At 65.8% G+C, this 25563-nt stretch carries 20 protein-coding genes; 18 read left to right on the top strand and 2 right to left on the bottom strand.

Going from position 1 to position 25563, the window contains the following annotated elements:
• Positions 1 to 80: 80 nt before the first annotated feature.
• Genes yajC through HF684_RS10245 form a run of 4 tightly spaced genes read left to right on the top strand, consistent with a single transcriptional unit; the run spans position 81 to position 6167 of the window.
• A complete protein-coding gene (gene yajC / locus HF684_RS10260; RefSeq protein WP_248278873.1) occupies positions 81 to 656 on the top strand; it encodes a preprotein translocase subunit YajC in 576 nt (191 codons plus the stop codon).
• A 38-nt stretch (positions 657 to 694) separates the two neighbouring features.
• Positions 695 to 2836, top strand: coding sequence for a protein translocase subunit SecD (gene secD, locus HF684_RS10255; protein WP_248278872.1), 2142 nt, complete (start codon positions 695 to 697; stop codon positions 2834 to 2836).
• Entirely contained in the window at positions 2833 to 3849 is a 1017-nt protein-coding gene (gene secF, locus HF684_RS10250; protein WP_169252382.1) for a protein translocase subunit SecF, read from the top strand. Before secD ends, secF begins: the two co-directional genes overlap by 4 nt.
• 20 nt (positions 3850 to 3869) lie before the next feature.
• Entirely contained in the window at positions 3870 to 6167 is a 2298-nt protein-coding gene (locus HF684_RS10245) for a bifunctional (p)ppGpp synthetase/guanosine-3',5'-bis(diphosphate) 3'-pyrophosphohydrolase (protein WP_169252381.1), read from the top strand.
• On the opposite strand, the gene HF684_RS10240 is transcribed toward HF684_RS10245, so the two are convergent.
• Both HF684_RS10240 and HF684_RS10235 read right to left on the bottom strand, forming a co-directional pair.
• Positions 6146 to 6700 carry a hypothetical protein gene (locus HF684_RS10240; protein ID WP_169252380.1) on the bottom strand — a complete coding sequence of 185 codons (555 nt, stop codon included), beginning with the start codon at positions 6698 to 6700 and terminating at the stop codon, positions 6146 to 6148. The genes HF684_RS10245 and HF684_RS10240 overlap by 22 nt on opposite strands.
• A gap of 122 nt (positions 6701 to 6822) precedes the next feature.
• Positions 6823 to 8175 carry a DUF349 domain-containing protein gene (locus HF684_RS10235; protein ID WP_169252379.1) on the bottom strand — a complete coding sequence of 451 codons (1353 nt, stop codon included), beginning with the start codon at positions 8173 to 8175 and terminating at the stop codon, positions 6823 to 6825.
• 119 nt (positions 8176 to 8294) lie between these two features.
• Here HF684_RS10235 and HF684_RS10230 point away from each other — a divergent pair, with 119 nt between their 5' ends.
• The 14 genes from HF684_RS10230 to aroB all read left to right on the top strand — a co-directional run bounded on the left by HF684_RS10230 (position 8295) and on the right by aroB (position 25561).
• Positions 8295 to 8939, top strand: coding sequence for an MBL fold metallo-hydrolase (locus tag HF684_RS10230; RefSeq protein ID WP_169252378.1), 645 nt, complete (start codon positions 8295 to 8297; stop codon positions 8937 to 8939).
• A 151-nt stretch (positions 8940 to 9090) separates the two neighbouring features.
• Positions 9091 to 10425, top strand: coding sequence for a histidine--tRNA ligase (gene hisS, locus HF684_RS10225; RefSeq protein WP_169252377.1), 1335 nt, complete (start codon positions 9091 to 9093; stop codon positions 10423 to 10425).
• Positions 10426 to 10483: 58 nt separating this feature from the next.
• A complete protein-coding gene (aspS, locus tag HF684_RS10220; protein WP_169252376.1) occupies positions 10484 to 12265 on the top strand; it encodes an aspartate--tRNA ligase in 1782 nt (593 codons plus the stop codon).
• The gene (locus HF684_RS10215) at positions 12265 to 13668 is read left to right on the top strand and encodes a replication-associated recombination protein A (RefSeq protein WP_169252375.1); all 1404 of its coding nucleotides are present in this window, start codon (positions 12265 to 12267) and stop codon (positions 13666 to 13668) included. Before aspS ends, HF684_RS10215 begins: the two co-directional genes overlap by 1 nt.
• A gap of 66 nt (positions 13669 to 13734) precedes the next feature.
• Complete coding sequence (locus tag HF684_RS10210) at positions 13735 to 15324, top strand: cation:proton antiporter family protein (protein WP_169252374.1); 1590 nt, start codon at positions 13735 to 13737, stop codon at positions 15322 to 15324.
• Positions 15325 to 15639: 315 nt separating this feature from the next.
• Positions 15640 to 16239 carry a 30S ribosomal protein S4 gene (gene rpsD / locus HF684_RS10205; protein ID WP_101553457.1) on the top strand — a complete coding sequence of 200 codons (600 nt, stop codon included), beginning with the start codon at positions 15640 to 15642 and terminating at the stop codon, positions 16237 to 16239.
• Positions 16240 to 16445: 206 nt separating this feature from the next.
• Positions 16446 to 19100, top strand: a complete 2655-nt coding sequence (gene alaS, locus HF684_RS10200; RefSeq protein WP_169252373.1) for an alanine--tRNA ligase — start codon at positions 16446 to 16448, stop codon at positions 19098 to 19100.
• A complete protein-coding gene (gene ruvX / locus HF684_RS10195) occupies positions 19097 to 19573 on the top strand; it encodes a Holliday junction resolvase RuvX (RefSeq protein WP_169252372.1) in 477 nt (158 codons plus the stop codon). Before alaS ends, ruvX begins: the two co-directional genes overlap by 4 nt.
• The gene (mltG, locus tag HF684_RS10190; RefSeq protein WP_169252371.1) at positions 19570 to 20706 is read left to right on the top strand and encodes an endolytic transglycosylase MltG; all 1137 of its coding nucleotides are present in this window, start codon (positions 19570 to 19572) and stop codon (positions 20704 to 20706) included. The genes ruvX and mltG overlap by 4 nt, the downstream gene beginning before the upstream one ends.
• A gap of 3 nt (positions 20707 to 20709) precedes the next feature.
• Positions 20710 to 21630, top strand: a complete 921-nt coding sequence (locus HF684_RS10185) for a shikimate dehydrogenase (protein ID WP_169252370.1) — start codon at positions 20710 to 20712, stop codon at positions 21628 to 21630.
• Positions 21631 to 21643: 13 nt separating this feature from the next.
• Positions 21644 to 22423, top strand: a complete 780-nt coding sequence (locus HF684_RS10180; RefSeq protein WP_169252369.1) for a prepilin peptidase — start codon at positions 21644 to 21646, stop codon at positions 22421 to 22423.
• Positions 22424 to 22433: 10 nt separating this feature from the next.
• The gene (gene aroC / locus HF684_RS10175) at positions 22434 to 23633 is read left to right on the top strand and encodes a chorismate synthase (protein ID WP_169252368.1); all 1200 of its coding nucleotides are present in this window, start codon (positions 22434 to 22436) and stop codon (positions 23631 to 23633) included.
• Entirely contained in the window at positions 23630 to 24268 is a 639-nt protein-coding gene (locus HF684_RS10170) for a shikimate kinase (protein WP_101553463.1), read from the top strand. The genes aroC and HF684_RS10170 overlap by 4 nt, the downstream gene beginning before the upstream one ends.
• Before the next feature lie 171 nt (positions 24269 to 24439).
• Positions 24440 to 25561, top strand: coding sequence for a 3-dehydroquinate synthase (gene aroB, locus HF684_RS10165; protein ID WP_169252367.1), 1122 nt, complete (start codon positions 24440 to 24442; stop codon positions 25559 to 25561).
• Positions 25562 to 25563 lie beyond the last annotated feature (2 nt).

Here is a 25563-nt window from a genome sequence, read left to right as displayed (position 1 = left end):
CCCCGCATTTGAGTTCGCTATGAGAGGTGAGGACGAACTAAGCTGGTTCACTGATTCATTCATATGAAAGGCTGATATCTGTGGATTTGCTGATCCCCCTTGCGCTTGCCGCGCTGCTGATCTTTTTCCTGTTCAATTCTCGGCGTAAGCAGAAAGCGCGTGCGGAGCAGATCAAATCGGGTCTCGTGCCCGGCGCAACCGTGATGACGACCTTCGGTGTCTTCGGCACCGTGCTCTCCATCGACGAAGAGAACAACCAGGTGACCATCGAATCGGGACCAGGCACGGTTCTGCGCGTCCACCGTCAGGCCATCGGCCAGATCGAGAACAATCAGGCCGCAGCGCCCGTCGATGCCCCCGGCGCCGACGCCCCCGCCGCCGATGTCGATGCCGCCGCCGATGACGAGAAGCCGGCCATCACCGACGCCGAGCTCGACGCCATGAACGAACGCAAGCGCGCCGAGAAGGACACTGCGGACGACGAGACTGCTGAGGACATCAGCGCCGATGAGTCCGCTGCGAAGACCGAGGACGCCGACGCAGTCGCTGAGGCCGAGGACGTCGACATTGATGCCGCAGAGACCGATGCCGACTCCGCAGCTGCCGATGATGATTCCACGGACTCGACTGATTCGGATTCCGACAAGAAGAACTGATCCGTTCTCGCACTCTTCTCCCGACTGAAAGCTGAAACGTGTCCGATATCGAAGAAAAACCACGCCCTGGTTTGCGCTTCCTGTGGCTGACGATCATCACTGTGGTCCTCGCCGCTATCATCGCCGGCGGGGTCATCTGGTCGAATGCCACGACGACTCCGAAGCTCGCGCTCGACCTCGAGGGCGGAACCTCGATCATCCTGGAGCCGCAGGTGTCCGAGGGCACGGACATCAGCAAGGAGCAGCTCGATCAGGCCGTGGCGATCATCCGCCAGCGCGTCGACTCGACCGGTGTCTCCGAAGCCGAGATCACGACGCAGGGCGACCGCAACATCGTCGTCAACCTCCCGGGCAACCCCGACGAGGAGACCCGCAACCTCGTCCGTTCATCTGCTCAGCTGGTGTTCCGCCGCGTGGCGCTGGTCGGTGACCCGCGTTCACAGGAGCAGATCCAGAAGGAACAGGAGAAGAGCGGCGAGGAATCGGGTGCCGATGACGGGCTGAGCGACGAAGAGCGCAAACGCCTCGAGGATCTCACCGGCGCCGACTCACAGGGTGACGGACAGGGAGAGGATCAGGCTCCGTCCGGCGGCGGCGATGTCGTCGAGGCCGGCGGCTCGGCGACGAAGACGGACGAGTCCACAGAGGAGACGAAGTCCTCGGAGTCGGCGAGCAAGGACGCGGAGAAGTCCGGAGAGGGCAGCGGCTCGAGCGAGGGCTCGAAGGTCACCGACTCGACACCGCGGCCTCTCTTCGATCCCGAGAAGGACGCCTCCGAATGGCAGACCGACGCAATCATCAAGGAATACACGGAGCTCGACTGCACGAACAAGAAGAATCGGACGGGCGGGCAGCAGCAGCCCTCGGACGAACCGGTCGTCTCGTGCTCCGAAGACGGACAGGCCAAGTACATCCTCGGGCCCGTCGAACTCTCCGGTGATCACCTCGCAGATGCGAACGCGGGCTATGCCGCGGGAGCCAACGGCGTGCAGACCAACAATCCTGCCGTCAACCTCTCCTTCGATTCGACCGGGCGTGAGATCTTCAAGCAGATCACCTCGGACATCACCGGCAAGCAGCAGCCGTACAACCAGTTCGCTATCGAACTCGACGGCCTGGTGCTCTCGGCTCCGTCCTCGAACGCGGTGATCACCGACGGCAACGCTCAGATCACCGGCAATTTCACTCTCGACGAGGCACAGACTCTGGCCAATCAGCTCAAGAACGGTTCGCTGCCTCTGAGCTTCCAGGTCCAGAGCGAGGACCAGATCTCTCCGACCCTGGGATCGAACTACCTCAAGATCGGCCTGCTCACCGGACTCGTCGGACTTCTGCTCGTCGTCGTGTACTCGCTGCTGCAGTACCGAGTGCTCGGCCTCGTCACCGTCTCGAGCCTCGTCGTCGCCGGTGTACTCACCTACCTGCTGCTGTTGCTGGCATCGTGGAGATACGGCTATCGACTGTCACTGGCGGGTGTCGCCGGTATCATCATCGGCATCGGCATGGCCGCGGACTCGTTCATCGTCTACTTCGAACGTGTGCGAGACGAACTGCGCAGCGGGCGCAATCTGCTCTCCGCCGTCGAGGTCGGCTGGGACCGAGCCAAGCGCACGATCTACGCCTCCAAGGCCGTGAACATGCTCGCCGCGGTCATCCTCTACATCCTGGCCGTCGGCTCGGTGCGAGGCTTCGCCTTCACCCTGGGCCTGACCGTGATCATCGACGTGCTCATCGTCTTCCTGTTCACCCACCCGATGCTGCAGTTCCTGGCACGCACGAAGTTCTTCGGCGAGGGCCACCCGATGTCGGGCATGGACCCGCGTCTGCTCGGGGTCAAACCCGCCGCATACCGCGGGGCTCTCAATCTGTCCATCGACGACCAGGACAAGTCGCCCGAAGCCAAACGGCGTGAGAAGGCGCGTCTGCGCAAGGCCGGGATGACAGCCGAGGACGGTTCCGACACCACCGCCGCGGCTGCCGCGTCCGAGTCGGAGGAGACCACGACCGACGAGTCGAAGGCGTCCACGGCCGCGAAGTCGAAGTCCGCCGAATCGAAACCGGCGAAGACCGCGACGGGCGGAATGACCATCGCCGAGCGGAAGGCCGCGGCTCGACGCGCCGAGGAAGAGCATGCCGCCGAGGACTCGGCAGCAGCCGATGGCAAGGAGGATGACAAGTGAAACGGTTCTTTGCCTGGGGCAACCGGCTGCACAGCGGCGAATCATCGATCCCCTTCGTCGGCAAGGCGAAGCTGTGGCTGAGCATCGCCGGAGTCCTCGTCCTGCTGTCTCTGCTCGTCCCGCTCATCTTCGGCTTCAACTTCGGAATCGCTTTCAAGGGCGGTTCGCAGTTCCAGGTCGACCACGTCACCGACACCTCGGCGGCCAAGGGCGAAGGGATCATCAACGAGGTGGTCTCCGGATCCGAGCCGCGCCTGACGCCGACCAGTGACACGGCCGTCGAGATCGAGACGAACCAGCTCACCGATCCGCAGATGCAGGATGTCCGCGACGCACTCGTGTCCGGATACGATGTGAAGGTCGAAGACGTCACCTCGACATTCGTCGGTCCTGAATGGGGACAGGACGTGACGTCGAAGATGATCCGTGCGCTCGTCATCTTCGTGGCGATCGCGCTCGTCGTCATGGCACTGTACTTCCGCACCTGGAAGATGTCGGTCGCGGCGATCGTCGGACTCTTCGTCGTGATGATCGTGACGATGGGCATCTACTCGGCCACCGGCTTCGAAGTCACTCCGGAAGCCATCATCGGATTCCTCACCGTGCTCAGCTTCTCGCTCTATGACACGGTGGTCGTCTTCGACAAGATCCGAGAGAACACGACGAGGTTCGAGGAGAAGCGGAAGCTCAAGTTCTCCGAACTCGTCAACCTCGGTGTGAATCAGACGACGGTGCGTTCGATCAACACGTCGGTGGTGTCCGTGCTCCCGATCGCCTCGATCCTCTTCATCGGCGTGTTCCTGCTCGGCGCGGGAACACTGGTCGATATCTCGCTGTCCCTGTTCATCGGTACTATAGTGGCAGCCGCTTCGACGCTGTTCGTCGCGAGCCCCCTCTACGCCGTCCTCCGGGCGAATGAACCGGCGGTCAAGGCACAGGAGGAGGCCGTGCGTGAACTACGCTTGAAGGACGGGGGAGCAGACGTCCCACCGGTGACTCACGCCGAAGTCTGAACCCCGAGAGAGGAGATGGTGTGGCATCGTCGGCTGATTCGCGTCGTCCGCGAGGCATCTCCCGCTTAGCCTGGTGGGCGGCCAGGGCGCAGAACAACCCTGGCTACCCGCGAGTGCTCGGCCCGATGATCCGGGCCCTGCAGTCGAACCATCCGAAGGCGGACATCGACCTCGTCGTCCGGGCCTACAAGGTCGCCGAGGAGGCCCACCGCGGGCAGACCCGGAAGTCCGGTGACGCCTATATCACCCATCCCATCGCTGTCGCGACGATCCTCGCGGAGATCGGCATGCTGCCGGTCACCCTGGCCGCCGCACTGCTGCACGACACGGTCGAAGACACCTCGTATTCGCTCGACGAACTCACCGAGGAATTCGGTTCCGAGGTCGCAGCCATGGTCGACGGGGTGACGAAGCTCGACAAGCTCACCTACGGGCAGGCCGCGCAGTCCGAGACCGTGCGCAAGATGATCGTCGCGATGGCCAAGGACATCCGCGTCCTCGTCATCAAGCTCGCGGACCGCCTGCACAACGCGCGCACCTGGCGCTTCGTCCCGGCCTCGTCGAGCACGAAGAAGGCCCGCGAGACCCTCGACATCTTCGCCCCGTTGGCACACCGATTGGGCATGAACACGATCAAATGGGAGCTCGAAGACCTGTCCTTCCAGGTTCTCCATCCCAAGGTCTACGACGAAGTGGTCCGACTCGTCGCCGACAGGGCTCCCGAACGCGAGAAGTATCTGGCCACCGTCTCCGAGGAGCTCCAGGGTGAACTCAGGGAATCCGGGATCGACGCCTCCATCACCGGTCGGCCCAAGCACTACTACTCGATCTATCAGAAGATGGTCGTGCGCGGACACGAGTTCGCAGACATCTACGATCTCGTCGGGGTCCGCGTCCTCGTGGAATCCGTGCGCGAATGCTATGCCACCCTCGGCATCGTCCACGCCCGTTGGAACCCGGTTCCCGGGCGGTTCAAGGACTATATCGCGATGCCGAAGTACAACATGTACCAGAGCCTGCACACCACGGTGATCGGGCCGGCCGGCAAACCCGTCGAGATCCAGATCCGGACCCACGAGATGGATCGTCGCGCAGAATTCGGCGTCGCCGCTCACTGGAAGTACAAGGATCTGAATAAGTCCTCGAAGGCCGTGACCTCGAACACCGCCCGCTCTGTGAAGGTCTCCGACGCCGGAGAGGTCGACGACGCAGCCTGGCTGCGACAGCTCCTGGACTGGCAGCGCGAGGTCTCCGATCCCGACGAATTCCTCGACAGCCTCCGCTACGAGGTGAACTCGAAGGAAGTCTACGTCTTCACCCCCAAGGGCGAGGTGATGAGCCTGCCGGCGGGAGCCACCCCCATCGACTTCGCGTACGCCGTGCACACCGAGGTCGGACACAAGACGATGGGCGCGCGAGTGAACGGTCGCCTCGTCGCCTTGGACACGGAGCTGAAGAACGGGGATTCCGTCGAGGTCTTCACCTCGAAGGATGAGAATGCCGGCCCCAGCCGTGACTGGCTCGGCTTCGTCAAGAGCCCACGTGCCCGCAGCAAGATCCGCCAGTGGTTCTCGAAGGAGCGCCGCGAAGAGGCGATCGAGAACGGTCGCGAACAGCTCGCCCGTGCGATGCGCCGCCATACGATCTCCGCCGCCTCGCTGATGAGCCAGGAGGCCCTCCAGGTCGTCGCCACGGAGATGCGGCTGCCCGATGTCAGCGCCCTCTACGCCGCGATCGGCAACGGCGTCTCCTCGGCTCAGCACGTCGTCGATCTGCTGGCCAAGGAAGTCGGGGAGGACGACGACTCGGTCGTGCTGCCGCCCGAGCCGCGCAACCGGACCGGCCAGTCCTCGGGACATCATTCCTCGTCCGAAGGCGTCATCGTCAAAGGCGTCGACGATGTGCTCGTCAAGCTCGCCCGCTGCTGCACCCCGGTGCCGGGAGACGAGATCCTCGGCTTCGTCACCCGCGGTTCGGGCGTCTCCGTGCATCGCGTCGACTGCCCGAACGTCACCTCACTCAAACGGGAGCCCGAACGTATGGTCGAGGTGTCCTGGGGCGAGAAGACAAGCGGAATCTACCTCGTCCAGATCCAGGTCGAAGCCCTCGACCGTTCCGGTCTGCTCTCCGACATCACGAAGGTGCTCACCGAGACCCATGTGAACATCCTGTCGGCGTCGGTCGGCACCTCCCGGGCACGGGTGGCCCAGTCGAAGTTCGTCTTCGAGATGAGCGACGCCAGCCATCTGGACACGGTGCTCTCCGCCGTGCGCAAGGTCGAAGGGGTCTTCGACGTCTACCGGATCTCCGGCGGCTGACCCTCCCGGTCCAAGGCCCCGCGCATCTGGGCGACGAACGGGCGGCGGGCCACCTCGGTGAGGTAGTCCCGGAGGCGATGGCGCAGTCCTGCGGGGATCTCCGCGATGATGCCCTTGAGCGCCCGCGGGGACTCTGCGGACCAGTTCCGGAAATGCGGGAAGAGCAGATCGTAGAGTGTGCGTTCCTCAGTGGTGATGGGCAGCCCGTCGATGAGGCACCAATCATCGTCGGCCAGGGCCGTCTCGTGGACGTCGAAACCGTCATCGGCGATCCACCGGCGCCTGGGCAGCGTGATGAAGTTCAGCGGAGCGGGAGCCCGGCCGAGTCCGCGGTGCACCCACCAGGCGCTGTCGTGGGAGAGCGCGAGTCCGGGTGGGATGAGCGAATGCAGGGCGGCCATCCGCTCTGCGGGGGAGAGGATCGCACCCGTGCGCACCCATGTCGATTCGGTCAGTCGGATGAGCAGTCCGTCGAGGGTGAGCTCGGTGAGCTGCTCGTACCCGAAGTCCCGCAGATGAAACAACGCCTCCATACCCGAACTATCGTCGGATGTGGAGGCGTTGACAAGACTTCGGAGAGCGCCTGTGGACAGGTGCTGACTCGAACGTCAGAAGCTGTGGACGCGCGCCGCGGCCTCAACCGAGCACTGCGGTCTCAGTCGAGTTCTGCGGCTGTCTGGGCGAGCTGATCCCGCCAGGCGCGGCGAGCGTCGAGAGCTTCCTGCGCCGCGGCGACGGTCTTCTCATCGCCGCCGGACTTCGCGGCCTCGAGCTTCTTCTCGAGATCGACGATCGACTCGTCGAGCTGACTCAGCGCACCCGAGGTGCGGGCCTTCGTCTCCGGGTTGCTGCGCTGCCACGCGGCTTCCTCGGCATCGGCGAGCGCGCGTTCGACTTCGCGCAGTCCGTTCTCCATCCGGGAGATATCGGCGCGAGGGACCTTGCCGGCGTCCTCCCACTGGTCCTGGATGGTGCGCAGCTCGCGCTTGGCCGCCACCGGGTCGGTGATCGGCAGCAGCGCCTGAGCCTTCTTCAGCAGCTCTTCCTTGACGACGAGGTTTCCCTTGAACTCCTCGTCCAGAGCGGCATTCTCCGCATCACGGGCGGAGAAGAACACGTCCTGTGCTGCACGGAACCGGGCCCACAGCGCATCATCGTCCTTCCGGGAGGCACGCGGGGCGCGCTTCCACTGGCTCATCAGGTCTTTGTACTTCTGGGACACGGTGCGGAAATCGGTCGAGGCCGACAGCGATTCCGCCTCGGCGACGATCTTCTCCTTGATCCTTCTGCCTTCGGCATTGACCTTGTCGAGTTCGGCGAAGAACTCTTTGCGCTTGTGTTCGAAGGTGTTCCGGGCCTGGGAGAACCGGCCCCAGAGCTCCTGATCGACGGCACGCGGCAGACGGGGTCCGCTGCGCTGCATGTCCTTCCACTGGGCGAAGAGCTCACGCAGACGCGCGCCCGACTGCTTCCACTGGATCTTCGACGGATCCTGCTTGGCCAGGGTCTCGGCCTCGACGACGAGAGCCTCACGGTCCTCGGCGGCTGCCAGCTTGGCGGCCTGGGCCCGGGCAGCCTGCCGGGACTCTGTGGCCTCGGCATCGGAGATGAGTGTGTCGAGAGTGGCGCTCAGCCCCTTGAGATCTCCGACGACGTTGGCTTCCGGCAGCGACTCCTGCAGCGTCTTCGCCGCAGACACGACCTCACGGCCGGGAGCGCCGGCGGAGAGACGGTTGCGCAGCAGGACCGCGCTCTCGGCGAGTTCGACGTACTTCTTCGCGAAGTACTCGAGGGCCTCCTCGGGAGTGGCGTCCGGGTACTGACCGACGGCACGCTCGCCCTCCGGAGTGGTGACGAACACATTGCCGTCCGCATCGGCACGACCATGAGTCACCGCGCGAGCGACCTCGGCGTCGTGGTCGATATGGCTGGCATTGACCACCTGTGCCGCCTGCGGACGCGGCAGCGACGACGGACGGGGGGTCGGCTTCGGTGTCGGGGTCGACATGGTTCTCACCTTGTTTCCATCGGTCGAACCGGCAGGTCATTCCACCCGCCGATCACTCGATTGTGGGATAGACGTTATCCCAGCATAACCATCGGCGAGCGTGTAGATAGACTTTGCACATGGATGTGTTCTCGACCAACGCCGAATTCCTCGACGTCAACTGCTATGCCGTGCGCGCAGACGGCTCCAGCGACTGCATTCTCATCGACTCCGGATACGACTGCGCCCCGGGCCTCGAGAAGCTGCTCAGCGAAGAGGGACTCGAACCTCAGGGGATCTTCCTCACCCACGGCCACCCCGACCATATTCTGGGCCTGACCAACGTGCTCGCCCGCTGGAACGTGCCCGTCCACCTCGGTGCCGCCGACCGTTACCGCCTGGATTCACCGGCCACGACGCTCAACCCGCAGTTCGCGGCAATGCTGGCGCCGCTCGTCGCAGACTGGAACGCCCCGGCAGCCATTGACATCAGCGACGGGCAGAGCTTCGAGATCGCCGGACTCAGTGTCACGGCAGTCTCCGCGCCCGGGCATACGGAAGGTTCCATGCTGCTGCGAGTGAAGGACGGGGACGAAGAAGTCATCTTCACCGGTGACGTCGTCTTCGCCGGAGCCATCGGCCGCGTCGACCTGCCCGGGGGAGACCCCCAGGCGATGTCCGAATCCCTGCGGGCATTCGCGACACTGCCGGACGTGCCGATCTATCCTGGACACGGCCCTGGCTCTCGGGTGAGCACAGAACTCGCGACGAATCCGTTCTTCTGAGGTCTGAGTGACCGAAGTCTCGGGTCTTCCTGCCCGAGGCGTTCGCGCAGTCCCGGACGACACCACACTATTCAGACCCCACCCGATACAGACACGACACGATTCAACGGCGCCGCATGGCACCGCAACCGCACCGAAAGCAAGGAGCACCATGGCGAAGTCAGCCCGTCTGTCCGGATTCCCGGAACGACTCCCGGCCGAACGCGTGATCGAGAAGGCCATCATCGACACGCTCGAACACACCTTCGCCCTGCACGGGTTCTCCGCCCTCAACCATCGCGCCGTCGAACCGATCAGCCAGCTGGCCAAGGACGGAGAGATCGACAAGGAGATCTTCGCTGTCTCCCGCCTTCACTCCGAAGGTGCCGAACGCAACCCGCTCGGACTCCACTTCGACCTCACGGTGCCCCTGGCCCGCTACATCGCCGACAATGCGAACGACCTGAGCTTTCCGTTCAAGGCCGCCCGCGTCCAGCCCGTCTGGCGGGGCGAACGTCCGCAGGCCGGTCGGTACCGTGAGTTCATCCAGGCCGATATCGACGTCATCGCCGATGGGGAGCTGCCCGGACACTTCGAGGTCGAGATCCCCTTGGCCGTGGCCGATGCGTTCTCCCGTCTCGCCCCGCTCGGTGTGCCCGGAATCAAGATCGTCGTCAACGACCGCAGGCTGCTCGAAGGCTTCGCCCGCGGAATCGGACTGACGAACATCCAAGCAGTGCTGCGCTGCCTCGACAAATACGACAAGATCGGCCCCGCCGAAGTGGCGAAGCTGCTGGCTGCCGAAGCGGGCGCCGATGAGGAGCAGCAGCGGCTGTGCCTGGAGCTGGCCGCCATCGAATCCGACTCCCCGGACTTCGCCGACGAGGTGCGTGCCCTCGGCGTCGACCACCCCCTGCTGGAGACCGGACTCGAATCGCTGACGACGCTGCTGCGCGCCGCAGCCGTTCGCGCACCCGGAGTCGTCGTCGCCCAGCTCAAGATCGCCCGCGGCCTCGACTACTACACCGGAGCGGTCTATGAGACCCAGTTGATCGGCCACGAAGAGCTCGGCTCCGTATCCTCCGGCGGTCGCTACGATTCGCTCGTGACCGTGGGCAAGAAGAACTATCCCGGGGTGGGCATGTCCATCGGCGTCTCCCGCCTCATGGCGTTCATCCTCGGCGAGGAATCACAGATCCGCGCCACCCGCGGGACCCCCTCGGCCGTCGTCATCGCCGTCACCGAGGAGGCCCGACGGGCTGATGCCGACGCCGTGGCCGCGCAGCTGCGGTCCCGGGACATCCCGTGCGAGGTCTCGCCGAGCGCGGCGAAATTCGGCAAGCAGATCCGCTACGCCGAACGCCGCGAGATTCCGTTCGTCTGGTTCACCGACGGTGAGTCCGGCCACGAGGTCAAGGACATCCGCTCGGGGGAGCAGACCACGGCGGATCCGGACACATGGACTCCGGTGGACGACGACCTCTGGCCCCGCGTGTACCGGAGCTGAGCGCAGGGCGACTATCATTGATCAGGCGCTAGACCACAACATCACAAAGGAGCCCTAGGTGCTGCGAAGCCACGAAGCCGGAAGCCTGCGAGCCGCGAACGCAGGAGAAACCGTCACCCTCACCGGGTGGGTCGATCGTCGTCGCGATCACGGAGGTGTCGCCTTCATCGATCTGCGTGACGCTTCGGGAATCGTGCAGGTCGTCGTCCGTGAGGACGATGCCCACCAGCTGCGCAACGAAACCGTCGTCAAGGCCACCGGAACCGTCTCGGTGCGCCCCGACGGCAATACGAACCCGAACCTGCCCACAGGTGAGATCGAGGTCATCGACACCACCGTCGAGGTGCTCTCCGAAGCAGCGGCCCTGCCGTTCCAGGTCTCCGACCATGCCGAGGACTCCGGTGCCGTGGGCGAAGAGACCCGGCTGCGCTACCGGTACCTCGACCTGCGCCGTTCGGGCCCGGCCAAGACGATCCGTCTGCGCTCCGATGTCAACAAGGCCGCACGATCCGTCCTCGACGCCCACAGCTTCGTCGAGGTCGAGACTCCGACCCTGACGAAGTCGACTCCGGAAGGCGCCCGCGACTTCCTCGTCCCGGCCCGCCTCAAGCCCGGCTCCTGGTACGCCCTGCCGCAGTCCCCGCAGCTGTTCAAGCAGCTGCTTCAGGTCGCCGGCATGGAACGCTACTACCAGATCGCCCGCTGCTACCGCGACGAGGACTTCCGCGCCGACCGTCAGCCCGAGTTCACCCAGCTCGACATCGAAGCCTCCTTCGTCGAGCAGGAGGACATCATCGCGCTGGCCGAAGAGATCCTCACCGCGCTGTGGAAGCTCATCGGCTACGACATCACCACGCCGATCCCGCACATCACCTACCACGAGGCGATGGAGAAGTACGGTTCGGACAAACCGGACCTGCGCTTCGGCCTCGAACTGCACAACCTCACCGAATTCTTCGCCGACACCCCGTTCCGCGTCTTCCAGTCGCCCTATGTCGGCTCCGTCGTCTACCCCGGCGGCGGCTCGCTGCCCAGGCGTCAGCTCGACGGCTGGCAGGACTGGGCCAAGCAGCGCGGGGCGAAGGGCCTAGCCTATGTGCTCATCGGCGAAGACGGCACCCTGTCCGGTCCGGTGGCCAAGAACATCTCCGATGAGGAGAAGGCGGGGCTCGCCGAGGCAGCCGGAGCGCAGCCGGGCGATGCGATCTTCTTCGCCGCCGGTGATCGCAGCATGCGTGCCCTCCTCGGTGCCGCCCGCAACGAGATCGCCGAACGCACGGGTCTGATCAAGGACGGCGACTGGGCGTTCGTGTGGGTCGTCGACGCACCCCTGTTCGAATCGGCCGCCGAGGCGCAGGCTGCCGGAGACGTCGCCGTCGGCGGCGGACAGTGGACCGCCGTCCACCACGCCTTCACCGCTCCGAAGCCCGAATTCCTCGACACGCTCGAGGAAGACCCGGGCGCGGCCCTGGCCTACGCCTACGACATCGTCTGCAACGGCAACGAGATCGGCGGCGGCTCGATCCGCATCCACCGCAAGGACGTCCAGGAACGCGTCTTTTCGATCATGGGCATCTCCGCCGAAGAGGCCGAGGAGAAGTTCGGCTTCCTTCTCGAAGCCTTCAAGTTCGGTGCACCCCCGCACGGCGGCATCGCCTTCGGCTGGGATCGCATCGTGTCCCTGCTGGCCGGCGTCGACTCGATTCGTGAAGTCATCGCCTTCCCGAAGTCCGGCGGCGGATTCGATCCGCTGACCCAGGCACCTGCCCCGATCACCGACGCCCAGCGCGCCGAGGCCGGAGTCGACTTCGAACCGGAAGACGACGACGCCGAGGCCTGATGAGCCAAGAACCCAATCTGTTCTCCGACGGCCCGGACCAGGAAACACCAGGTCCGGGCTTCGCCGGTTCCTCCGGGACCTCCTCGGGGCGGGCCCTGGATCCCCTGGCCGTGCGGATGCGTCCCCGGACCCTGGACGAGGTCGTCGGTCAGGAGCACCTGACCTTCCCCGGTTCCCCCCTCAACCAACTCGTCGAAGCCAGCGGGGGAGACCGGGCGGGAGCCTCCTCGGTGATCCTGTGGGGTCCGCCCGGAGTCGGAAAGACCACGCTGGCCCATGTCATCTCGCATGCCCCGGGCCGCACCTTCGTCGAACTCTCCGCGATCACCGCGGGCGTCAAGGACGTGCGCCAGGTGATCGAGAACGCCCGCCGGGAACGGGAGATGTACTCACGGACCACCGTGCTCTTCCTCGACGAGATCCACCGGTTCTCCAAAGCCCAGCAGGATGCCCTGCTGCCGGCGGTGGAGAACCGGCTCGTCGTGCTCGTGGCCGCCACCACGGAGAATCCGTCGTTCTCGGTCATCTCACCCCTGCTGTCGCGGTCGCTCATGCTCACCCTGCGTCCGCTCGACGACGAGGCGGTCGGCAATCTGCTCGATCGTGCCGTCGGATCCGATCGCGGGCTGGCCGGACAGTTCACGCTCACCGAGGAGGCTCGGAACTTCATCGTCCGCATCGCCGGAGCCGACGCCCGCCGATCACTGACCGTCCTCGAAGCCGCCGCCGGAATCGCCGCCGCGCAGTCGGAGGAGTCGAGCGACGAACCGATCTCGATCACCGAATCCGCCTGCGCGGAGGCGAGCAGCGAAACCGTTCTGCGCTACGACAGGAACGGCGACCAGCACTACGACGTGATTTCCGCGTTCATCAAATCCATCCGCGGCTCCGACGTCGACGCGGCCCTGCACTATCTCGCGCGGATGATCGTCGCCGGTGAGGACCCGCGCTTCATCGCCCGTCGCGTCGTCATCTCCGCGGCCGAGGACATCGGCATGGCCGACCCGCAGGCGCTGCCCATCGCCGTGGCCGCCTCGACGGCGGTTGCCAACATCGGCATGCCCGAAGGACGGATCCCGCTGGCCGAAGCGGTCACCTACCTCGCGCTGGCCCCGAAGTCGAACGCGAGCTACCGCGCCCTGGATGCCGCGATCGCCGATGTGAAGAACGGATTCGCCGGGCAGGTGCCGATGCATCTGCGCGACGCCCACTACCCGGGGGCGAAAGAACTCGGCCACGGCGAGGGCTACAAATATTCGCACGACTATCCGCACGGGGTCGCCGATCAGGAGTATCTGCCGGAGACCCTGCGCGGAAAGCGCTACTACACTCCGACGGGCAACGGGATGGAACGATCCATGGCCGACAGGCTGGAGAACCTCCGGAGACTCCTGCGGCCCTGATAACTTAGGTGACAGACGCGGTGGCGGGCTGAGCCGTCGCGGGCGGCGCCGAGCGAGGAGGACGGCATGGCGGACATCGTCATCACCATCGCCGCCGCGCTGGCGCTCGGACTGATCGCCCATGAGCTGCGCATCCCTCCGCTCGTGGGATTCCTCGCCGCCGGATTCGGTCTGCACGTCTTCGGCTTCACCGCCTTCGCGGGACTGCAGCAGGTCTCGGACATCGGAGTGGTTCTGCTCCTGTTCACCATCGGACTGAAGTTCGATCTGCGCTCCCTGCTCCAACCCGAAGCCCACGGCACCGCTGCGCTGCACATGATCACTGTGGTCCTCCTCGGCGCCGGGACTATCGGAGCCGCCGCCGCCATCGGCCTCGTCAGCGTCGGCGGGGGAGTCGGCACCTTGGCGCTGCTCGGATTCGCCCTCTCGTTCTCCTCCACGGTGCTCGTGGTCAAAGTGCTCGAAGACCGCTCCGACGACGGGTCCTACTACGGCCAGATCGCCATCGCGATCCTCGTCCTCCAAGACCTCGCGGCGGTCGCCTTCATCTCGATCGCAGGCGAAGAGCCGCCGAGCCTGTGGGCCTTCGCCCTCGTCCTGCTCGTTCCCGCGGTCTGGGTGCTGCGGCGGATCCTCGACCGTGTCGGACGCGGTGAGCTGCTCGTCCTCTTCGGCGTCGTCATGGCCTTGGGGCCCGGCTACGTCGCCTTCGAATCCGTCGGCATCCACGGCGACCTCGGAGCCTTGGTGCTCGGGCTGTTCTTCTCCACCCACCCGCGTGCCGGGGAGTTGTCGAAGTCGCTGTTCAGCGTCAAGGAGCTCTTCCTCGTCGGATTCTTCGTCGTCATCGGGCTCCAGGCGGTGCCCACCTGGTCTGATCTGTTCATGGCGCTGGCCCTGTGCGTCGTCCTGCTGCCGTTCAACTTCGCGAGCTTCTACCTCATGGGACGGCTCTTCGGTCTGCGCAACCGCACGAGCGTGCGCACCAGCCTGGCTCTGAGCAACTTCTCCGAATTCGCACTCATCGTCGTCGCCGTCGGCGTCGACAACGGGCTCTTCGAGGACAACTGGCTGACCATCATCGCCCTCGCCGTGGCACTGGGGATGATCGGATCCTCCCTGGCCAATGCCTACAGCCTTCCGATCGTGGCGAGGCTCGATGCGATTCTGCCGGATGAGAACGAGAGTCGGCTGCGGGCGAGTGACCGGCCGTTGGACACCGGGGACGCGGAAGTCGTCGTCCTCGGCATGGGCCGCATCGGCCGCGGCGCCTACGAGCGCTTCGTCGAGCGCGGCGACCGGAGCGTCATCGGCGTCGACAACGACCTCACCGTCGTCGAGGCTCTGCGCGCCGACGGGTTCACGGTACTCGAAGGCGATGCCACCGACCACGAGTTCTGGCACCGCCTCGTCGTCGGCGGCAGCGCCCACACTGTCGTGCTGGCCATGGCACTGCACGATTCGAACACCTTCGCCCTCGAACAGCTGCGCATCGCCGGGTTCCCCGGGACCATCGCCGCGGTCGTCCAACGCCCCGATCAGGCCGAACATTTCGTTCGTGCCGGGGTTCACGCGGTGATCAACATCTACGGCGGGTCCGGAGCCGCCGTGGCCGATGCCGCCATCGACAGCCACGAAGACGGCTGCCGGCAATGACCGCAGTGCTTGCGGACACGTCGGCCGGCAGGGGCGGACGGTCGGAATCAGTCGGGTCGTCGGAAGCAGTCGGGAAGTTCACAGATGCGAGCGCGCCGATCCGCTTTGCGACAGTCGCCCCGCACCCGCTAAGATTGACAGCTGTTGTGCCTGCACTCTAAAGGCGGTCGGTGCGAGCGGATCTCGACGCTCAATCCCTCTTTCCCATCCGGGGAAACAACAGTCGCGTTCGGGGCGAGAACCCTGCCGGGCCCTTCGTGACAGAACACATTGATGAAAGGTAATACAGTGCCAGCACCAGCACGTAATCGCCGCATGACGCGCCTCTCGCGCGCCCTCGGCATTGCTCTGACACCCAAGGCCGAGAAGTACTTCGAGCGTCGTCCGTACCCTCCAGGTGAGCACGGCCGCGCCCGCCGTCGCAACGACAGCGACTACTCGGTCCGCCTCAAGGAGAAGCAGCGTCTGCGCGCGCAGTACGGCATCCGCGAGGCCCAGATGCTCAAGACCTACAAGGAAGCCAACCGTCTGCCCGGTCTGACCGGTGAGACGATGGTCGAGCTCCTCGAATCGCGTCTCGACGCCCTCGTCCTGCGCTCGGGCTTCGCCCGCACCATGGCCCAGGCCCGTCAGTTCGTCGTCCACCGTCACATCACTGTCGACGGACAGCGCGTGGACCGTCCCTCCTTCCGCGTGAAGGAAGGCCAGACCATCCAGGTGCACGAGCGTTCGGCTTCGATGGATCCGTTCCAGGTCGCCGCCGCCGGTGGTCACAAGGACGTCCTGCCCGCAACGCCGGGCTACCTCAACGTGAACCTCGAGGGCCTGCAGGCAACCCTGCTGCGCACCCCGAAGCGCGAAGAGGTGCCGATCACCTGTGACGTGCAGCTCGTCGTCGAGTTCTACTCGCGCTGATCGGCTGACCACAGCGCATCGCGCCGCCGCGACTGCCCGGGACCGCACGGTTCCGGGCAGTCGTGCATTCACGGCGCGCCGCGTCACCTCGCATATTGCGACGGAGCCATTAAACTAGTCCCTGTTAAGTGCGGGTACGCACGAGTAAGTGTCGCGTCAGGCGCAACAGCCGGGCGGAGCACAAGCAATATCTGAAAGGCCTTGGATTGAAGACGGCAGAGATCAAACAACGCTGGTTGGACTACTTCGAAGCGAACGGGCACACCGTGGTCCCCTCGGCGTCGGTGATCAGCTCCGATCCGTCCATCCTGTTCAACATCGCGGGAATGGTCCAGTTCATTCCCTATCTCACCGGTCGTGAGCCGGCGCCGTTCAACCGGGCCACCAGCGTGCAGAAGTGCGTGCGCACCGGAGACATCGAAGAGGTCGGCAAGACGACCCGCCACGGCACCTTCTTCCAGATGAACGGCAACTTCTCCTTCGGCGACTACTTCAAGCGCGATGCCATCAAGTTCGCCTGGGGACTGCTGACGACCCCCGTCGCTGAGGGCGGGCTCGGCTTCGACCCGGAGCTGCTGTGGGCGACCGTGCACGAGGACGATGCAGAGACCATCGACATGTGGCTCGAGGAGACCTCCGTTCCCCGTGAGCGCATCCAGCTGCGCGACAACGAGGACAACTACTGGCACACCGGCCAGCCCGGCCCGGGAGGCTACTGCTCGGAGATCTACTTCGACCGCGGCCCCGCCTACGGCGTCGACGGCGGACCCGTGGCCGACGAAGACCGCTACATCGAGATCTGGAACCTCGTGTTCATGGAGTTCGAACTCTCCGAGGTTCGCTCGAAGGTCGACTTCGACGTGGCCGGCGAGCTGCCGGCGAAGAACATCGATACCGGTATGGGACTCGAACGCGTCGCCTTCCTGCTCCAGGGTGTGGAGAACATGTACGAGATCGACGAGGTCTTCCCCGTCATCGAGGCCGCCAGTCGTCTGGCCGGTCGGACCTACGGCGAGGACGAGCACGCCGATGTGCAGCTGCGCGTCGTCGCCGACCATGTCCGTTCGGCACTGATCATCATCGGCGACGGGGTCCGTCCCGGCAACGAAGGCCGCGGCTACATCCTCCGCCGGCTGCTGCGCCGTGCCGTGCGCGCCATGCGCCTGCTCGGAGTCAAGGAAGAAGTCCTGCCCGAGCTGCTGCCCGTGTCCATGCAGGCCATGAAGCTGTCCTACCCGGAACTCGAAACCGACTTCGACCGCATCTCCCGGGTCGCCTACGCCGAGGAGAAGGCGTTCCTGCGCACCCTCGAATCCGGCACCCAGCTGTTCGCCAATGCCGCACAGTCGCTGGGCGGCGGAGACAAGACCATCAGCGGAGACATCGCCTTCGCCCTCCACGACACCCACGGGTTCCCCATCGACCTCACTCTCGAGATGGCCTCCGAAGCCGGACTGAGCGTCGACGAGGCCGGGTTCCGTGAGCTGATGAGTGAGCAGCGCACCCGCGCCAAGGCCGATGCCAAGGCGAAGAAGGGCGGCGGCCACACCGACCTGTCCGCCTATTCGGCGCTGCTCGACGAAGGCACGAGCGAATTCGTCGGCTATGACCGGCTCGAATCCGACTCGCGCGTGCGAGGAATCGTCGTCGACGGGGTCGCCGCCGAGGTGCTCACCGCCGGCCAGAGCGGTGACGTCGTCCTCGACCTGACCCCGTTCTACGCCGAATCCGGCGGTCAGCGCGCCGATGTCGGCCTCATCTCCGGCCACGGCTTCACCGCCCGGGTCAGCGATGTGCAGAATCCGGTCAAGGGACTGCCGGCTCACCGGGTCGAGGTCATCGACGGAGAGCTGCGCGTCGATGACGAAGTGCTCGCCGCCGTCGACCACGATCACCGCTTCCAAGGTGCCCAGGCCCACACCGCCACTCACCTCGTCCACGCCGCGCTGCGTGAGATCCTCGGCAGCCATGCCGTGCAGGCCGGTTCGCTCAATCAGCCCGGATACATGCGCTTCGACTACTCGTTCCCCGAAGCCCCGAGCACGCAGATGCGGTCCGAGATCGAAGAGGTCGCGAACCTGGCGGTGCGCTCGAACTACGAAGTCGGCACCGAGTACATGTCCTTCGACGACGCGAAGAAGTCCGGTGCCATGGCGCTCTTCGGCGAGAAGTACCCGAACGTCGTGCGCGTCGTCGACATCGGCGGACCCTTCTCGCGCGAGCTCTGCGGCGGCACCCACGTCGGCGCCTCCGCCGAAGTCGGCCCGATCTCCGTGCTCTCCGAAGCCTCCGTCGGCTCGGGAGTCCGACGCATCGAAGCCGCCGTCGGCATGGACGCCTTCCGGTCCCTGGCCGCCGAGCGGACCATCGTGTCCTCCCTGTCGGAGATGCTCAAGGTCCCCGGCACCGATGTCACCTCGCGGGTGTCCGACCTGATGAGCCGGCTCAAGGACGCTGAGAAGGAGATCGCCCGGCTCAACGCCCAACAGCTGCTCTCCTCTTCGGGCAAGTTCCTCGATGAGGCACAGACCGTGGGCCGGACGCTCTTCGTCCAGGCCGAACTCGGCGATATCGCCAATGCCGGAGACATCCGCACACTGGTGACCGACCTGCGCAACCGGGTCGCCGACCGTCAGGCCGTGATCGTCGGCATCGGCGTCAGCAGCGGAAAGCCCGTCGTCGTCATCGCCACCACCGAGGAGGCCCGCACCGCCGGACTGCAGGCCGGCAAGCTCGTGTCTCTGGCCTGCGGTGAACTCGGCGGCGGAGGCGGCGGCAAGCCCGACCTCGCCCAGGGCGGCGGCAGCAACCCCGCAGCGATCCCATCGGCCATCGCGGCGGTCAAGGCAGCCATCCAGTGAGTTTCCGCCGAGGTCGCCGACTGGGTCTCGACATCGGTTCCGTGCGGATCGGCGTCGCCTCCAGCGACCCCGACGGGATCCTGGCCACCCCGCTCACCGTCGTCCGACGCAGCGACGAACCGGCGGCCCTGAAGCAGCTGCGCGCCATCGTCGACGAATACGAACCCATCGAACTTCTGGTGGGGGACCCGAAATCCCTCGACGGCGCCGCCCGAGCCGCGGCCACCTCGGCGTTGGAGTTCGCCCGTCGGGTCGCCGCGGCCACCGGCACCCCGGTCCGGCTCGTCGATGAGCGCTTCACCACGGTCGAGGCCCACCACGCCCTCGCCGCTGCCGGGAAGTCATCGCGTCAGCGACGCGAGATCGTCGACGCCCAAGCCGCCGTGATCATCCTCCAGAACGCCCTCGAATACGAACACAACACCGGTGTTCCCGCCGGTCGTGAGATGCCCGACGAGGAGTACGACGTATGAGCCCCATCACCGATGAGTTCTCGTCAGACGACGGACTCACCCGCGCAGAGGTCCGCGCGAAGAAACGGCGCAGAATGCTGCGTCGGCGGCGGACGACGACGATCGTGATCATCTGCATCCTCGTCTTCGGCATCGGAGGATTCTTCGGTGTGCGCGCGGCCGGTGGAGTCTTCGACGACCTGTTCGGCCCCAAAGGCGACTATGAAGGTCAGGGAACGAACGAGGTCTCGATCGAGATCGCTCCCGGCTCCTCCGCCCGCACCGTGGCCAACCAGCTCGTCGAAGCCGGGGTCATCATGAATTCCGAACCCTTCCTCGACGAGATCGAACGCCGTGAGGCGACCATCCAGGCAGGAACCTGGACGATGCGGGAGAAGATGAGCTCGGAGGCCGCGGTCGAAGCGCTCATCAACCCCATCGCCCCGCCGAAGATCACGGTCGCCGAAGGCAAACAGGTCGAAGAGATCAAGGCGATCATGATCGAGTCGGGGATGAACGCCGATGAGGTCGACAAAGCCATCGACGACAAGACCCCGAAGGACTACGGACTCGATATCGAGGCCCCGAGCCTCGAAGGCTACCTGTATCCGGCGACGTATGACCTCAACAAGCAGAAGACCGCAGAGGACATCGTCCAGGAGATGGTCGACAAGACCGAGACCGAACTCGACGAACTGGGAATCGAGAGCAAGGACGCCAACCGCATCCTCACGCTGGCCAGCCTCGTGGAGAAGGAATCCCCGGGAGATCCCGAGGTGCGATCGAAGGTGGCCAGGACATTCCTCAACCGCATCTCCGAGAAATCGAAGACCGGGGGACTGCTCCAATCGGATGCGACCGTGGCCTATATCCACGGCGCCCGCTCCGACCTGACGACGACGAAGAAGGAGCGCCAGTCGGACTCGCCGTACAACACGTACAAGAAGAAGGGCCTGCCTCCCGGGCCCATCAACTCGCCGAGCCGGGGAGCCGTCGAAGCAGCGCTCGAACCCGCCGACGGCGATTGGCAGTTCTTCGTCGCGACGAATCCGGACACGGGGGAGACGAAGTTCGCCGACAACTACGAGGACCATAAGAAGAACGTCGAGATCTACCGCAAATGGCTGCGCGAGCACAGGAAGGACAACGGATAGCCGGTGAGGATCCTCGCCGCAGTGCTCGGTTCGCCGATCGCACATTCGAAGTCCCCGCTGCTCCACCGTGCCGCCTTCGCAGCGCTGCACATGGAGACCAGCGAATACTCCCGATTCGAACTCGCCGCCGACGAGCTCGAGGGGTTCCTCGACTCCCATCCCGAGCACATCGGGTTCTCGCTGACGATGCCGTTGAAGGACCGTCTCGTCACACTCGCAGCCGAACGCGGATGGGACGTCGATGAGACGGCCGCACTGACAGCGGCCGGCAACACCCTCATCCGGCGCAGCGGTCGGGTGCAGGTGGCCAACACCGACGTCCGCGGCATCGTGCGGGCGATCGCCCCGCACAGAGAATCGGGACCGGCCGGGGCCGGTGGTGCGGGAGCCGGTCGGGCGACGATCCTCGGCGCCGGAGCCACGGCCGCCTCGGCGCTCGTGGCCTGCCGCGATCTCGGGATCGCACACGTGGACTTCCGCGTCCGCAACCCTGACCGTGCCCGGCGGGTTCTCGATCTGGCCGAACGGATCGGATTGAGCGCCTCGGTGGGGGATCTGAGACGGATCGGTCCGTCGGCGATCGTCATCTCCACCCTGCCCGCCGAGGCGGCCCCCGACCCGATCTGGGACGAATCCTTCGCCCCCGGTGCCATCGCCCTCGACGTCGCCTACGCCGCCGATTCGACCTTCCTCGCCGCGGCCGCCGCGCACGGTCTGCGCCCCGTCGCCGGAACCGCCATGCTCGTCGAACAGGCCGTCGCCCAGTTCGAGATGTTCCTCGCCGCGGCCAGGGCCGACGACCCAACCACGACGGAGACCCTGCCGACGTCGACGACCCTGCCGGCAGCAGACGACCTGACCGCGCGGGTCGCGTCGGCCATGTACGCAGCACTCGAGGGCCCACCCGCCCGGGTCCACGACTGAACCGGGTATCGAGATGGGCGCCGGAGTGCTGCACGGGATGACCATCGGTGTCACGGTGCTGACCGCTCTGGCCGGCGGCCTCATCCTCGCCGTGACCCCACGGGTCTGGCTCAACGACTCCGCGCACCTGCAGCGGTGGCAGTCATCCAGATGGGCTCGCGGAATGGGACCGATGCTGCTCGGCCCCATCATCGCCGCAGCGGCCGCCGTCGTCTTCACCCTCACTGTGCTCGCACCACCGGGTACCGGGTGGAGCGCATATGCGCCGCTGAGCGGGACAACGTTCGCCCCGGCTGAGCCGAACTCGGCCGATCGCATCGTCTCCGCACTGCTGCTGGGCCTCGTCTCCGGCGCCACACCGTTCCTCGCCACCGCGGACGTCAGCGTACGCAGACTGCCCGATCGGATCGTCATCCCCGTGTCGATGCTGGCCCTGGGACTCATCATCACAGGCTCCGTGCTCGGTGACCTGCCGATGTGGTTCTCTTCATTCTTCGCCGGACTCTTCGCCCTCGTCTTCTTCACAGCACTCCACCTGGTGGGTCGTGTGCTGCGGGTGCGATCGATGGGGCTCGGGGACGTCAAGCTCGCGTTCATCGTCTTCGCCGTCGCCGGTCTCTTCGACCCGTGGGCACCTGCGCTCGTGCTGGTCGCCATGATGCTCATCAGCGGGATCTGGGCGCTCATCGCTGCGGTCCGAGCCGGTCGGGTCCGCGGGGTGACCATCGCCTTCGGACCGGCGATGCTTTCCGGCATGTGGCTCGGGTGCCTGTTCGCCCCAATACTTTTGTAGAATCGGTGGAATGTTGAGATGGCTGACTGCAGGCGAATCCCACGGCGAAGCGCTGACCGGGATTATTGAAGGGCTTCCCGCCCATGTACCGATCACCAGGGACGATATTCGTGCGAGCTTGGCTCGCCGCCGACTCGGCTATGGCCGCGGTGCGCGGATGAAGTTCGAAGCCGACGAGGTGCGTCTCCTCGGCGGTGTCCGTCACGGGCAGACCTTGGGCTCACCCGTGGCGATCGAGGTCGGCAACACCGAATGGCCGAAATGGGAGTCCGTGATGAGCCCGGACCCCGTCGACGCCTCCGAGCTCGAGGGACTGGCCCGCAACGCCCCGCTGACCCGACCGCGTCCGGGGCATGCCGATATCGTCGGGATGCAGAAGTACGGCTTCGCTGAGGCTCGTCCCGTGTTGGAGCGCGCTTCGGCACGTGAGACCGCGATGCGTGTGGCGCTGGGCACTGTGGCCGCGAAGTTCCTCGGCGAACTGGGCATCACCCTCGTCTCCCATACCGTGGCCATCGGCGGTGCCGAACACTCCGCCGATGCACAGCCCGCACTGCCGACCGCGGCCGATGTCGACGCCCTGGATGCCGATCCTGTCCGTTGCTTCGACGCCGATCTCTCGGCGGCGATGGTCACCGAGATCGACGCGGCGAAGAAGGCCGGGGACACCCTCGGCGGAGTCGTCGAAGTCCTCGCCTACGACCTGCCTCCGGGGCTGGGTTCCCACGTGCATTGGGACCGTCGTCTCGACTCCCGCCTGGCCGGTGCCCTCATGGGCATCCAGGCGATCAAGGGAGTCGAGGTCGGAGACGGGTTCCTCACCACGAAGCGTCCCGGCTCGCGGGCCCACGACGAGCTGGAAGTCGGGCCCGACGGATTCCGCCGCACGAGCAACCGCGCCGGCGGCACCGAAGGAGGCATGTCCACGGGCGGTCCGCTGCGCGTGCGGGCGGGAATGAAGCCGATCGCGACAGTCCCGCGCGCCCTGGCGACGGTCGACGTCGAGTCCGGAGAGGCCGCGAAGGCGAACCATCAGCGCTCCGACGTCTGCGCGGTGCCTGCCTCCGGCGTCGTCGCCGAAGCCATGGTGGCACTCGTGCTCGCCGAGGCGGTCGTCGAGAAGTTCGGCGGAGACTCCGTGGCCGAGACGAAGCGGAACCTGGACGCCTATGTCGCGGCCATTCCGGAGAACCTCCGCATCGGACGATGAACCACCCCCCGCTGCCCAAGCCGGTCCCGCCCCTGGAACCGGTCCCCGCCGCGCTCTCGCGCATCGTGCTCTCCGGTCCGCCGGCGGCAGGGAAGTCGACGATCGGTCGGCTTCTCGCCGACCGGCTCGGCCTGCCGCTGACGGACACGGACGCGAACATCGTCGACAAGTACGGGGTCATCTCGGAGATCTTCGTCGAACGCGGCGAAGATCACTTCCGACGCATCGAACGCGAGGTCGTGCGCAGAGCACTGCGTCGTCTGCTCGACCGTCCGGGCATCGTGTCCCTGGGCGGAGGAGCGATCCTCAACCCCGGCACCCGTGCCCAGCTGCGACACCCGGCGATCAAAGTCGTGCACATCGATATCGATGTCGACACCGTGGCACAGCGACTGACCGCCCCGCACCGACCGCTGCTGCGCGGTGCCGGCAGCCCGGTGGAGAACTGGCTGGCCCTGGTCAGCGAACGTGAACCGCTCTACGAACAGGTCGCGACCTTCCGGGTCCAAGCGTCGAACTCACCGCCGTCGACGGTGGTCAACCGAGTCGTCGACGTCCTCACCGGTCTGCAGCGAGCCGAAGAGTACGCGAAGTACGCCGATCCCGACGACGACGGCTCCGGTCAACAGCGCTGAGCACAGCCTCGGCGGTGAGACGTCTGCGACCACATCGGTCACCCGTTTCGCCGCCGGGCACCGGTGAGAGCTAGGCTGGATCCGGCCCACGGAAGCCGTGCCTCGACTCCGAGCACTCACCGGGCGGCCGAGCCTTGAGAGAAGACGATGAACGATCAGGAAGACGGACGAATGAGCCTCACACGCATCAATGTGGACGCCGGCGGGAACTACCCCGTCCTCGTCGGCCAGGGACTGCTCGGCGAACTGCCCGAGCTGCTCGGAAACCGCGTCGAGAAGGTCCTCGTCATCCATCCCCGCGCCCTGCGGACGACTGGTGAGACCGTTCGCGACGACCTCGCCGCGGCCGGCCTCGAAGCTGTGGCCGCGGAGATTCCCGATGCCGAAGAGGCCAAGCACGTCCAGGTCGCCGCCTTCTGCTGGCAGGTCCTCGGCCAGTCCGACTTCACCCGCACCGACGCGATCGTCACCGTCGGCGGGGGAGCGGTGAGCGACCTCGGCGGATTCGTCGCCGCCACCTGGCTGCGCGGAATCACGGTCATCCACATCCCCACCACCGTCCTCGGGATGGTCGATGCCTCCGTCGGCGGCAAGACCGGGATCAACACCGCCGAAGGCAAGAACCTCGTCGGCTCCTTCCACGCACCCGCCGGAGTCCTCGTCGACCTCGACACGCTCGGGACGCTGCCGGAGAACGAACTGTTCACCGGACTCGCCGAAGTGGTCAAGACCGGATTCATCGCCGACCCCGCGATCCTCGACCTCGTGTCGAACCATTCGAAGGACGAGATCGCCGATGTGCACGGACCCGTGCTGCGCGAGCTCATCGAACGCTCCATCCGGGTCAAGGCCGAGGTCGTCTCCGGAGACTTCAAGGAATCCGGACGCCGGGAGATACTCAACTACGGTCACACCCTCGGCCATGCGATCGAACACAAGGAGCGCTACCAGTGGCGCCACGGTGCCGCCGTGTCGGTGGGCATGGTCTTCGCCGCCGAGGTGGCGTCGATGATCAAGAGCCTGCCCTACGAAGTCGTCGACCTCCACCGCGAACTGCTCGGCAAGCTCGGACTGCCCGTGGGGTACCGCTCCGACGTCTGGCCGCAGCTGCTGGACACGATGAAGCGGGACAAGAAAGCCCGCGGAGCGATGCTGCGGATGGTTCTGCTCAGCGACATCGGCGAACCGAGCACCGTCGAGATCCCCGATGCCTCCATCCTCTTCACCGCCTACCAGGAGATCGGTGAGGATTCGCCGACGGTTCCCCTCGGCATCGGACTCGGCCTCGACTGACC

The sequence above is a fragment of the Brevibacterium sp. 'Marine' genome (assembly GCF_012844365.1).
Lineage (GTDB): Bacteria > Actinomycetota > Actinomycetes > Actinomycetales > Brevibacteriaceae > Brevibacterium.
This window is presented reverse-complemented; position numbering and strand designations above follow the sequence as displayed.

What these genes read in the sequence shown, in the direction of transcription:
- hisS (WP_169252377.1), top strand. Translation starts at nt 9,091, where the DNA reads ATGGCGAAGTCAGCCCGTCTGTCCGGATTCCCGGAACGACTCCCGGCC.
- aroB (WP_169252367.1), top strand. Translation starts at nt 24,440, where the DNA reads ATGAGCCTCACACGCATCAATGTGGACGCCGGCGGGAACTACCCCGTC.
- HF684_RS10180 (WP_169252369.1), top strand. Translation starts at nt 21,644, where the DNA reads ATGGGCGCCGGAGTGCTGCACGGGATGACCATCGGTGTCACGGTGCTG.
- HF684_RS10230 (WP_169252378.1), top strand. Translation starts at nt 8,295, where the DNA reads ATGGATGTGTTCTCGACCAACGCCGAATTCCTCGACGTCAACTGCTAT.
- HF684_RS10240 (WP_169252380.1), bottom strand. Translation starts at nt 6,700, where the DNA reads ATGGAGGCGTTGTTTCATCTGCGGGACTTCGGGTACGAGCAGCTCACC.
- HF684_RS10210 (WP_169252374.1), top strand. Translation starts at nt 13,735, where the DNA reads ATGGCGGACATCGTCATCACCATCGCCGCCGCGCTGGCGCTCGGACTG.
- HF684_RS10170 (WP_101553463.1), top strand. Translation starts at nt 23,630, where the DNA reads ATGAACCACCCCCCGCTGCCCAAGCCGGTCCCGCCCCTGGAACCGGTC.
- HF684_RS10235 (WP_169252379.1), bottom strand. Translation starts at nt 8,175, where the DNA reads ATGTCGACCCCGACACCGAAGCCGACCCCCCGTCCGTCGTCGCTGCCG.
- rpsD (WP_101553457.1), top strand. Translation starts at nt 15,640, where the DNA reads ATGACGCGCCTCTCGCGCGCCCTCGGCATTGCTCTGACACCCAAGGCC.
- aroC (WP_169252368.1), top strand. Translation starts at nt 22,434, where the DNA reads ATGTTGAGATGGCTGACTGCAGGCGAATCCCACGGCGAAGCGCTGACC.
- mltG (WP_169252371.1), top strand. Translation starts at nt 19,570, where the DNA reads ATGAGCCCCATCACCGATGAGTTCTCGTCAGACGACGGACTCACCCGC.
- HF684_RS10215 (WP_169252375.1), top strand. Translation starts at nt 12,265, where the DNA reads ATGAGCCAAGAACCCAATCTGTTCTCCGACGGCCCGGACCAGGAAACA.